We start from the raw sequence: 10,807 nt of genomic DNA, 5'->3' as shown, positions 1-10,807 counted from the left end.
CTCCACGCCCACCTCCCCCCACAGCGCGAGCCCTACGAGCGCCGTTCGCGGCCCGTCTCGCGTCCGAGCGGTCGAAGCAATGCGCCGAAGGCGCGAGTCTCGACCGCTCGGACGCGAGACAAAGGGGGCCGCGAACCCGCGGCCCCCGGGCCGCCGAAGTCACAGCGAACCCGCGGCCCCCGGGCCGCCAAGTCCCATGTTTCGTGGGCATTCGCCACGGGGTATGACTAGGCTCGGTGTCGGTTAGCAGCCGCACAGCACGATGATCCCGACCCACCCGTCGAAAGGGGCTGGAATTTCCATGTCCGAGGTGTCCATGAGCCTTTCGGCGGATTCGCTGCCCGCGGGACCGGTCGACAACCTGTTGCCACAGCTTGTCGAGCACTTGCGGCAGAATCGCACCGCCCTGCGCGAGGAGTGGGCACGTCGTATCACCGATGCGCAGCTGCTCACCGCGATGACCCCGGAGGAGATCTTCTCCGAGGCGACCTCCGTCTACGACAACTACGTCGAGGTGCTCGAGACCGGTAGTGTCGAGGCGCTACAGGCCTACGCGCGGGATCTGTCCGAGCGCATCATTCCGCGAGGGGTCGAGACCGACGAGGTCCTCGGCATCGTGCTGCTGCTGCGCGACGTGCTCGCCCGTTCGCTGTTCGAGAAGTACCAGTCGAATTTCGAGTTGCTGAACTCCGTCCTCGACGCCTACGAGCCGGCCGCCAACCGCATCGCGAGTACGGTGGCCATCTCGTTCGTGCAGGAGCGCGAGCGCGTCATCCGCCAGCAGCAGGAAGCCATCCGCGAACTCTCCACGCCTGTTCTCCAGGTGCGCGAGCAGTTGCTGATCCTGCCGATCATCGGCGTGCTGGACAGCCAGCGCGCCCGTCAGCTCACCGAGCAGTTGCTGCGGGCCATCCGCGCCAATCGCGCGAAGGTGGTCGTCATCGACATCACCGGTGTGCCGACCATCGACTCCACGGTCGCCAACCACCTGGTACAGACCGTCGACGCCTCCGGTCTGATGGGCGCCAACGTCATCATCACCGGCCTGTCCTCGGAGATCGCGCTGACGCTGGTGACGATCGGGCTCGACCTGTCCAAGATGAATGCCGTCGGTGACCTCCAGGGTGGCATCGAAGAGGCCGAACGTTTGCTGGGCTACGAGGTCACCCGTGTGACCGACCGGCCTATCGAACGGGACGGGCGCTGATCGGTAGCCCTGATGCCGGTACCCATACTGAAGCAGGGCACGTATCTCATCGCGTCGGTTCAGTCGGCGCTGACCGATGCCGACACCGAGCGTCTCCAGGACGACCTGATGAAACAGGTCAGCAAATACAGAGCGCACGGCATCATCGTCGACGTCACCGCGATCGATGTGATGGATTCCTTCGCGGCCAGATCGCTGCGTACCATCGCGCATATGACGCAGCTCCGCGGTGCCGAAACGGTGATCGTCGGTCTGCAACCCGAAGTCGCTTTCGCCATGGTGCAATTGGGGCTCACATTCGAAGACATGCACACCGCCCTCGACCTCGAGGAGGGCCTTGCGTGGCTGGATCGCAAGGCTTCGGGACGTCGCCAGCGAGACGGTCGTGACAGTGGCCGCTGAGAACATGGTGATCGCGGTGAAGGTGTCGGGTGACATCGTGACCGCACGTCAAGCCGGACGGGAATTGGCGGCACAGCTCGGCTTCTCCCTCACCGACCGGACCATGATCTCCACGGCGATCTCCGAAATCGCCCGCAACATCACCAGTTACGCGGGCAGCGGGGAGATCCGGCTGCTCGTCGGCGACCGAGAGGGGCGCCAGGCACTGGTCGTCCAGGCCGAGGATCAGGGGCCCGGCATCCGGGATATCGCGCGAGCGTTGGATGACGGCTATTCCACCGGTCGCGGTCTGGGGCTGGGACTTCCGGGCGCGCAGCGCCTCATGGATCGACTCATCGTCGATTCGGCACCGGGGCGCGGCACGTTGATAGAAATGTGGAAGTGGGTGCCCAACGGTGCGTGACGACGGGATCATCGGCCGGATCGAGTGGGCGGTGGCCGGTCGCGCGCTTCCCGGGCAACACATCTCCGGTGATCGCTGCGTGGTGCTGGACGCGGGCGACGGCGGTGTCCTGTTCGGGGTGCTCGACGGTCTCGGACACGGCGCGGCCGCGGCGGACGCGGCCGACCGTGCCGCACAGGTACTTTCGGAGAACCGGGCCGAACCTCTCGACGTCCTGATGGTGCTGTGTCATCGGGCGATGGCCGACACCAGGGGCGCCGCGGTGTCGCTGGCGCTGTTCGGCATCGGTGACGCGATCCGCTGGCTCGGGGTCGGCAATGTCGAGTCCCGGGTGCTGAGCGCGAGCCCTGCCGGGTTGACGGTGCGGGCGACGGTGCTGCTCACCGGCGGGATCGTCGGTTACCGGCTGCCGCAGAACCTGCAACCGCAGACCGTGCACGTGCGTCCGGGGGATCTGCTGCTGATGTCGACCGACGGCATCGTCGCCGAATCGGCGGAGAGTATCGACCTCGCCAAATCCACCGCGGACATCACCTCCGAGATCCTGTCCCGCCATGCCAAGGACACCGATGACGCCCTGGTGCTGGCCGCCAGGCATCGGGGCACGACGGTGAGCGAAGCGCCATGACGACGGTGCTCGCGGCCTTCCTCGACGCGTACACGAACGCGCTACGGCGACACCTGGATTCACCCACGCACGCCACCCTGTCCGAGGGCTACGAACTCGGCAGGCGGGCGCTGGTCGAGGACATCAGCCTGCTCGACCTCACCGAACACCATTTCCGTCTCGTCACCGCCGCGGAGGCCGCGCGGGTCGCCGAGATCGCCGAGAGCGGAGGGGTTTCCGGGACCGTCGATCCTCGGCTGGCCGAGGGCGCGCTCGAATTCCTGTTGCAAACCCTGGCCGCGCTCGATATCGCCACCCGCGGCTATCTCGACGGCACCCGCCGCTACGAGCAACAGCGTTCCCGCGCCGACGATCTCGCCGGGCGCGACGCCTTCCGCACCGCGTTGGTCGAGTCGTTGCAGGACGGTTTCTTCGTCGCGGACGCGAACGGCAGTGTCATCGAGGTCAATACGGCGTTCGGCGCGCTCACCGGATACGGCGCCGCCGGTGTGCCCTATCCGCTGCCGCATCCGTGGTCGGTGCCGTCGGGGCCGCGCTACCCCGATCTCGGCACCGAGGCTTCGCGATTCGTCATTCCCATCCGGCATCGCGACGGCCGGGATCTGTGGCTGGCGGTCAGTACGAGCGTCCTGATCGAGCCCGCCAACAACCAGCGGATCTTCGTCGGCACCATTCGCGACGTGACCGCCGAACACGACGCGCAGGCCAGGGATCAGGCGGCGTCGCGGCTGGCGACGGCGGTGGGCGCGGCGACCAGCGTGGTGGAGGTGCTCGCGGTCGGCCTGGACGAATTGCGGCGCACCGTCGGCGCGGAATCCGCGGTGGTGTCGGTCTGGCCCAATCGCCACGCGAGCCCCGAGGTCTACATGTCGGGAGCCATCGAGCCAGGTACGTCGAACACCGAGGGTCCGGTGCTCGACGAGCGGGCCCGCACGATGTTGGACCGGGCTCGGCGCAGGCTGCCGCGCAGTCTGTCGGCGATTCCGGAGGGCGCGCAGAGTTCGGAGGGGATCGTCGCCCCGCTCGGTGAGACCGGCGATGCCGCGCTGTGGTTGCGCTTCGCCGCGCCGCGCGCCATCACCGCGGCGGATTGGACGATGTTCTCGCTGCTCATCGGGCATCTGAGTCTGGCGGTGCAGCGGGCACGTAACTTCGACCAGGCCCGTTCGACCTCGCTCACCCTGCAACGCGCCATGCTCGGTCCGATCGAACTGCCGCCCCGATTCTCCGTGCACTACGAACCCGCGCTGCCGCCGCTCGAGATCGGTGGCGACTGGTACGACGTGGTGCCGTTGAAGGACGGGACCATCGGCGTGGTCGTCGGAGACTGTGTCGGCCGTGGACTGTCCGCCGCGGTGGTCATGGGCCAATTGCGCACGGCCGCACGGGCTCTGCTGCTCAGGGAGACCGGGCCCGCGCAACTGCTCGCCGAGTTGGACACGGTGGCGAGCCGGATTCCCGGCGCGATGTGCACCACGGTGTTCGCCGCGGTGCTCGATCCGCAGCGAGGGGTGATCCGCTACAGCAGCGCGGGGCATATGCCCGCGATCGTCGCCGATGTCGGCGAACGGGGCAGGATGTTGGAGGACGGGCGTTCGGTGCCGCTGGCGACCTTCGATATCCCGCGTCGCCCCGAGGCCACCGCGACGCTGGCTCCCGGATCGACCATGGTGCTGTTCACCGACGGACTGGTCGAGCAGCGCGGGGTCGACATCTACGACGGTTTCGACCAGATCGCCGAAGTCCTCGCCGATACCACCGGCAAACTGCCGCGCGAGGTGGCCGACGCGGTCCTGTCGCGGCTGCGTCCCGACGGCGGATACGACGACGACGTCGCCATGGTGGTGTACCGGCAGCCGCCCGCGCCGCTGCGCCTCACCGTCGCCGCGCACGCCGATCGGCTCGCCGGACTGCGCCGTGCCCTCAAGGCCTGGTTCGCGGCGGCGGCGGTACCGCACGATCTGGCCTCGGATCTGGTCGCGGCCGCCAACGAGGCGTGCAGTAACAGCATCGAGCACGCCTACCGGGATATGGCCGGTGAGCACGAGGTCGAACTCTCCGCGACCTGCGATACCGAGACCGTCGCCATCGTCGTCACCGATTCCGGTGGGTGGAAACCGCGTTCGGCCGATCCGGGTACCCGCGGCCGCGGCATCGACATGATGAGCGCGCTCACCGAGAATCTCGATATCGACCACACCGAATCCGGCACGACGGTCCGCATGTCGATCACGCTGCCCGCGATCAAGTCACCGGTGGCGAATCCGCTGCGCGGCACCCACCGACGCCTGGCCGGGTAATTCGCGGGTAGTCGATCGGCCGGGCCCGTACTGTCCGACGGCATCGTGGATCTCGACACCGCGCGAGTAGCGAAGGCGGGCCCGGTACCGGTCGACACCCGCCGGACAGCGCTACCTCGGCGCTCGAAATCGCCGCGCGCTTCACCGGGATCCGACCGCTGGGCTGCTAACTTTCCAACGACGTTCGGACGAATGCCCCGCACCACAACAGCAGGAGGCGTCCATGAGAATCGTTCCAGCGCTGATCGCCGCCTGCGCCGCGATCGGCACCGTACTCACCGCACCGCATTCCTCGGCCGCCCCCGGCTACGACGAGTACGTGGCGCTGGGCGATTCCTGGGCGGCCGACGCCACACTCGATCCCAAGCTCGTCACCACCGAATTCGTGCCCGCGGGATGTGCGCAGCGCATCGACAACTATGCCAGGCAGGTCGCCGCGGCGCTGGCGACACCGATCTTCCGTGACGCCGCCTGCGCCGGGGCGGTCACCGCCGATATGGTCGAAGACCAGCCGGTCGGCCGGGATCTGTACCCGGGCGCCAATACACCGCAATTCGATCGCCTGACCCCGAGCACCGATCTGGTCACCGTGCTGATCGGGGGCAACGATGTGGGACTGGCCGCCGCCGTGCGGGGGTGCGTCACCATCGATCCGGCGGTGTCACCGTGTCAGCGCACCTGGGTCGTCGACGGCGTCGACCGCATGTCGCACAATATCGCCGCCGCCGAACCGCACGTCACCGCCGCGATCGAGGGAATCCGCCTACGCTCCCCCGACGCCCGCGTGCTCATGCTCGACTATTTCGAAGGGGTCGCCGCCACCGGCGGCTGCTTCCCGACCATCCCGATCTCGCCGACCGATGTCGATTGGCTGGCCGCCAAACTCGTCGAACTCGACGCCATGCTCGCGCGCGTGGCGCAACGCACCGGCGTCGAATTCGTCGACACCTACGCCGGTTCGGCCGGGCACGACGCCTGCCAGGTCCCGGGCGTGCGCTGGGCCGAGGGACTCGTCCCCTACACCAGCGAACCCCCCGGGCTCGCCCTACCGTTCCATCCCAACCAGCTCGGCGTGAACTATCAAGCGCGCACCGTGATCTCGGCGCTGACGGCCTGACGCCGACGTTCGGTCGCGTTCAGCCGGTACGACTCTCGATGAGGTCGAGTGTGCCCAGATCCCGGATCGCCTCGCATCCGCGCCGCAGCATCACCACCATCATCTCGTCTCCGCGTTCGGTCGTGGAGGCGAACGCGCAGCCGAGGGTGGCGATCAGCGGCACCTGCAACATCCCGAATCGGTAGTCCTGCCAGCAGGTTTCCCGGTCATAGCCGGTGATGGCGTACTTTCCCAGTGCGTCGTGGTAACGGTGGACCAGGTCGGCCTCGTGCGCGCGGCGCGCGTCGGGCAGCAGGCTGGTGCCGAGGAAGTAGGCGAGATCGCGGGCGGGCAGTCCGACGCCCATGGTCTGCCAGTCGACCACGCTCACCGCGTCCGCGGCGGTGTCGAACAGCAGGTTGTCGAGCCGATAGTCACCGTGCATGAGCGAGAACCGCTCCCGATCGTGCAGCAGCCACGGTGTGACGAGTCCCATTGCGGCGGTCAGGGTTTCGCGCTCGTCGGCGTCGAGCTGGCCGCCGATCTTGTCGAGCACGATGCCGACGCCCATCTCGGCGATCTGTCCGAGCCCGCCGGAGGCCGCGGCATCCCCCGGTTTGGGCATCGCGCATTCGGTGAGCTCGAGCCAGCGCGGATCGCACCAGCTCGGCCCGTGCAGGCCCGCCAGCGCGGTGACGGCCAGCTCCGCGTCGTGAGCGCCGCATCCGGCGAGCTGGTCGCCCTGCACCGCGGGATTCATATCGGCGAGCAGCAGGGCGAATTCGCTGCCGTCCTCGTTGATATCGCTGTAGTAGCAGCGCGGGGTCGGAACATGCAGCCCGGCCACCGCTTTCGCGTAGAAGGCGACCTCGCTGACGTAGCCGAGCATAACGCCCGCCCGCACCGAATCGTCGAGTACAGGAAGTTTGATCACGAAGGTCGCTGGCAGGGTTCCCGGGTCGGACAGATAGGTCGGGGTGAGGCGGTAGGTCGCGCCGGTCTGGCCGGTGCCGACCGCCCTGACATCGACAGCACCGATGGTCACCGGGTTCGCGGCGGTGCTCAACGCGGCGGACAGCCAGGCGCCGGTCACCTCGGAGGGATGACGCGGAATCGTCACGGGTGCGTTCATGGGGCTCACATCTTCTCGCGGTGGGTCGTCGGCGCTGCGGCCGAGACGAGTGTCACGGATTCGCCGTGCGCTCGCGGTAGGAGCTGACGATCGGTTCGAGTTCGTCGGGGGTGCAGCCGTGCATGATGACCGCGTCGGCGCCGTAGTCGAATTCGCGGCGGATCCGGTCGACGCACTGCGGCGCCGATCCGGTGGCCGAGACCGCCAGCCATTCGTCGGGCAGCAGTGTCGCGATGTGCTCGATCTGTTCGGCCGACGCCTTGTGGTCGATTCCGCCCGGGATCGAGTTGACCACCGCGTCGGCCCGGAAGCGTTGCAGCACAGCCGGATCCCAGTCGTTGGTCCGCACGAGCAGATCGCCGTAGCCCTGGAGGTAGGTGGCCAGGCGAGCGACGGTCTTCTTCAGCCGCAACTCCTCGGGCAGATGATCGCCCACGGTCGCGAAACACGACCACACCCGCACGGCGTCGGGATCGCGGCCCGCCTCCTCGGCGGCCTTCTTCACGATGTCGACGCTGCGGCGCAGGGTGTCGGGGGTGAAGTAGGTGTGCAGGATGATGTCGTCGAAGGCGCGGCCGCCCAGGGCGAGCGAGCGGGGACCGAAGGCGACCAGGCCGAGGCGGATGTCCTCCCGGAAATCCGGGTCGAGGAACAGCACCTGGTATTTGCCGATGGGTCCGTCGTGACCGATGATCACCTCCCCGTTCCACAGCCTGCGCATGACCTGCGCGAAATCCTCCATCTGGGCGGTGGTCACCGCGGGCACTCCGAAGGCCGCGTACATCGCCGCGACGCCGCGTCCGATGCCGAGGGTGAAACGTCCGCCGGAGAGCCGGTGCATGGTGGTCGCCCAGGATCCGGTGATAAGCGGATGGCGGGTGTTGTGATTGGTCGCGGCGGTGGCGATCCGCATGCGTTCGGTGACCGCGCACGCCGCGCCGACCAGCGAAGCGGCTTCTTTCACGTTCCATCGTTCGGAGATGAACGCCGTGCCGAAACCGAGTTCCTCACCCCGGCGGGCCTCCTCGACCAGGGTCCGCGGACCCTCGCCGCCCGCGCCCGCCAGCAGGTAGTAGCCCAGTTCGTCGAGTGCGCGCGGACTCATCTCGCGACCTCTCGGCTGCCGATCTCGCCGACACCCGGGTGCGGCGGAAGTGTGGCCTGCGTCATGATCGGCCCTTTCGTGTGATGTAGTTGACACTCGTCAACCAAGTTAGTTGTCGAGCGTCTAATATCGCAAGGGTGACTTCTCCGACCACGCGACTGACGCAGCCGGAGCGCGTCGAACTCTCCAATAGACGGCTCGTCCTCGCGGCGATCGAACTGATCGCCGAAAAGGGATGGGAGGCGACCACGGCGGCGGAGATCGGTCGTCGCGCCGGCTACAGCCGGGCCATGGTCCACGCCCGCTACGGCAGCAAGGACGCCATCCTCGAAGCGTTCTTCCAGCAGGACTACGTCGAGCGGCTCGCACCCGATCCACGGCCGGACGCCACCGGACTCCAGCGGGCGGTCGCGCATTTCGACCGCGTCGTGCAACTGCACGGCGAGGATCCCGATTTCCTGCGCGGCATGTTCATCGCGGGTTTCGAGGCGGTCAAGACGACATCGGGGTTACGCCCGCGCGTGCGGTCCTATCTGCGGCGCGGAACCGACCGGGTCGCGGTGGGACTGCGAGACGGGATACAGGACGGATCGGTGCGCGCCGATATCGATATCGAGCGCGCGGCGACCGATATCGCGATGGCCGTCTTCGGCGTCGCCTTCCAGTGGACGGTGTTTCCCGATTTCGATCTGGTCCCGGAACTGGAATACATTCGGGCGCGGCTGATCCGGACCTACGGCACCGCTCAGTAGGCCCCGTCGCCCGCCGCGACAGCGCGCACGGTCTTGGCGATGATGCGCAGGTCCAGCAGCATGGACCAGTTCTCCACATAGGACAGATCCAGTTCGACCGACTCCTCGGGAGCCAGATCGGAACGTCCGCTGACCTGCCACAGCCCGGTGACACCCGGACGCACCAGCAGGCGCCTGCGGGTGATTCCGCTGTAGGAGTGCACTTCCCTGCGCACCTGCGGCCTCGGGCCGACCACGCTCATATCGCGGCGCAGCACGTTGAAGAACTGCGGCAGCTCGTCGAGGCTGTACTTGCGCAGGAACCGGCCGACCGGGGTGACCCTCGGATCGTTCTTCAGTTTGAAGAACAGCGGATTGCCGCCGTTACCCGCGATCAGGGAGCCGACGTGGCGGTCGGCGTCCACGTACATGCTCCGGAATTTGATCATCCGAAAAGGTTTGCCGTCCATACCGATTCGCTCTGAATGGTAGAAGACCGGGCCTTTGCTGGTGATTTTCACCGCGACCGCGACGGCGAGCAGCGCGGGCGCGATCAGGGCAAGAGCGAACAGTGAGAAGCAGACGTCGAACACCGACTTGCTCAGCGACAGCGCGCGGTCGTACTGCGGTTTCTCGATATGCAGCATCGGCATACCCGCGAGGACCTGATTCGACATCCGGGTACCGGAGATGTCCATGACACCGGGCGCGACGATCAGTTCGGCGCCGAAGGTGTCCAGATCCCAGGCCAGACACCGGATATCGTGCGGACCGAGCCGATCGGTCGCCATCACGACGACGGTGTCGGCGCCGGTGCGGCGGGCCGCGCGCACCACCGAACGGTCGTCGCCGGTCACCGGGATATCGCGCCCGCCGACTCGGATCGTCTGCGGGGCGGCCGGATCGGGTCCGGTCGCGGTGCACACGCCGACCACGTGGTAGCCGTGCAGGTGATTGCGCGAGAACGCGGCAGCGATGGCGCGCGCCGCGTCGGGACCGCCGACGACCAGCACCGAATGCCGATACCGGCCGAGCGCGCGGTGACGCCCCGCGTGCGCGCGCCATACCGTCCTCGTCGCCGCCAGGCCGACGAGTCCGAGCGGCAGCGCGACGGTGAGATAGTCGTGGGTGGATTCGACGCGCAGGGCCAGCGACACGATCGCCATCAGCCCGAACAGGTTCAGCGTCGCCGCGAGGATCCGGCGATATTCCTCGCCGCCGACCCCGACGGTGCGCCGCGACCGAGAACCCTTCCAGCCGAGCAGGATCGACCAGGCCGCCACGATGCCCGCCGAGAACAGGGTGTTGTGCAGGCCGAGTTGCGGGTTCCAGACCAGCGGCGCCGACGCGGAGGCGTCGATGGTGAACAGTTGCGCCAACGCCACCGAGGCCGACATCACGGTGATATCGGTGACGGCGATACGGCGTAGATAGTTGGTACGCCAGCCGTCGCGTTCGCCGGGGCGGGCGAAATGCAGGCGCAGGTCGACCGCGCCACCGGAGGCACCGAGCTCGAAAACCATGGAAAGCACCTGCTTGAAGCTTGAACCGTCGCATTCTTCGCGGCCTCGGAGGCCGCGCGGAATTCCTGGGGGCAGTACGTCCGGCGACGTCGGGGCGGAGACGATTCGAAGCCGGGCCGATCTGTTGCGAAAGTATTGCTCCCCACATGGGTTCCGCACAAGCGATAGGAGACAGGTCACAATGCGGCCGATGTTTGGCTGTGCGGTGATCGGGTACGAGCGTACGAAACGAGGTGTGCGACAAATTCATCCCATGTGTCCGATCGCGGCGACTTCCGCC

10 protein-coding genes are annotated in these 10,807 nt (G+C 67.6%); 7 read left to right on the top strand and 3 right to left on the bottom strand.

Features of this window, described 5'->3' with window-relative positions:
* The first annotated feature begins 301 nt into the window (after nt 1-301).
* The 6 genes from JZ792_RS08505 (at nt 302) to JZ792_RS08480 (ending at nt 6,057) form a co-directional block, all read left to right on the top strand.
* Nucleotides 302-1,207, top strand: a complete 906-nt coding sequence (locus JZ792_RS08505) for an STAS domain-containing protein (RefSeq protein ID WP_109527097.1) — start codon at nt 302-304, stop codon at nt 1,205-1,207.
* A gap of 12 nt (nt 1,208-1,219) precedes the next feature.
* Nucleotides 1,220-1,609 (top strand): STAS domain-containing protein, encoded by a 390-nt coding sequence (locus tag JZ792_RS08500; protein WP_109527096.1) that lies wholly within the window; start codon nt 1,220-1,222, stop codon nt 1,607-1,609.
* 4 nt (nt 1,610-1,613) lie between these two features.
* Nucleotides 1,614-2,012, top strand: coding sequence for an ATP-binding protein (locus JZ792_RS08495; protein WP_109527390.1), 399 nt, complete (start codon nt 1,614-1,616; stop codon nt 2,010-2,012).
* Entirely contained in the window at nt 2,005-2,640 is a 636-nt protein-coding gene (locus JZ792_RS08490; protein ID WP_109527095.1) for a SpoIIE family protein phosphatase, read from the top strand. The genes JZ792_RS08495 and JZ792_RS08490 overlap by 8 nt, the downstream gene beginning before the upstream one ends.
* On the top strand, nt 2,637-4,940 hold the full coding sequence (locus tag JZ792_RS08485) for a SpoIIE family protein phosphatase (protein WP_216908533.1): 2,304 nt from the start codon (nt 2,637-2,639) through the stop codon (nt 4,938-4,940). The genes JZ792_RS08490 and JZ792_RS08485 overlap by 4 nt, the downstream gene beginning before the upstream one ends.
* 223 nt (nt 4,941-5,163) lie before the next feature.
* Complete coding sequence (locus JZ792_RS08480; RefSeq protein ID WP_216908531.1) at nt 5,164-6,057, top strand: SGNH/GDSL hydrolase family protein; 894 nt, start codon at nt 5,164-5,166, stop codon at nt 6,055-6,057.
* A 19-nt stretch (nt 6,058-6,076) separates the two neighbouring features.
* On the opposite strand, the gene JZ792_RS08475 is transcribed toward JZ792_RS08480, so the two are convergent.
* Nucleotides 6,077-7,168, bottom strand: a complete 1,092-nt coding sequence (locus JZ792_RS08475) for a phosphotransferase family protein (protein WP_216908530.1) — start codon at nt 7,166-7,168, stop codon at nt 6,077-6,079.
* Nucleotides 7,169-7,220: 52 nt separating this feature from the next.
* On the bottom strand, nt 7,221-8,273 hold the full coding sequence (locus JZ792_RS08470; RefSeq protein WP_216908528.1) for a TIGR03857 family LLM class F420-dependent oxidoreductase: 1,053 nt from the start codon (nt 8,271-8,273) through the stop codon (nt 7,221-7,223).
* A gap of 137 nt (nt 8,274-8,410) precedes the next feature.
* Between JZ792_RS08470 and JZ792_RS08465 the strand changes: the two genes are divergently transcribed.
* Complete coding sequence (locus JZ792_RS08465) at nt 8,411-9,025, top strand: TetR/AcrR family transcriptional regulator (protein WP_308165205.1); 615 nt, start codon at nt 8,411-8,413, stop codon at nt 9,023-9,025.
* Here JZ792_RS08465 and JZ792_RS08460 read toward each other — a convergent pair.
* The gene (locus tag JZ792_RS08460; RefSeq protein ID WP_216908526.1) at nt 9,019-10,527 is read right to left on the bottom strand and encodes a sugar transferase; all 1,509 of its coding nucleotides are present in this window, start codon (nt 10,525-10,527) and stop codon (nt 9,019-9,021) included. The two genes, JZ792_RS08465 and JZ792_RS08460, sit on opposite strands and share 7 nt — an antisense overlap.
* Nucleotides 10,528-10,807: the final 280 nt, after the last annotated feature.

It is taken from the genome of Nocardia noduli (assembly GCF_019038455.1).
Lineage (GTDB): Bacteria > Actinomycetota > Actinomycetes > Mycobacteriales > Mycobacteriaceae > Nocardia > Nocardia noduli.
Note: the sequence above shows the minus strand (reverse complement) of the source record. Positions and strands in the feature narration are given on the sequence as shown.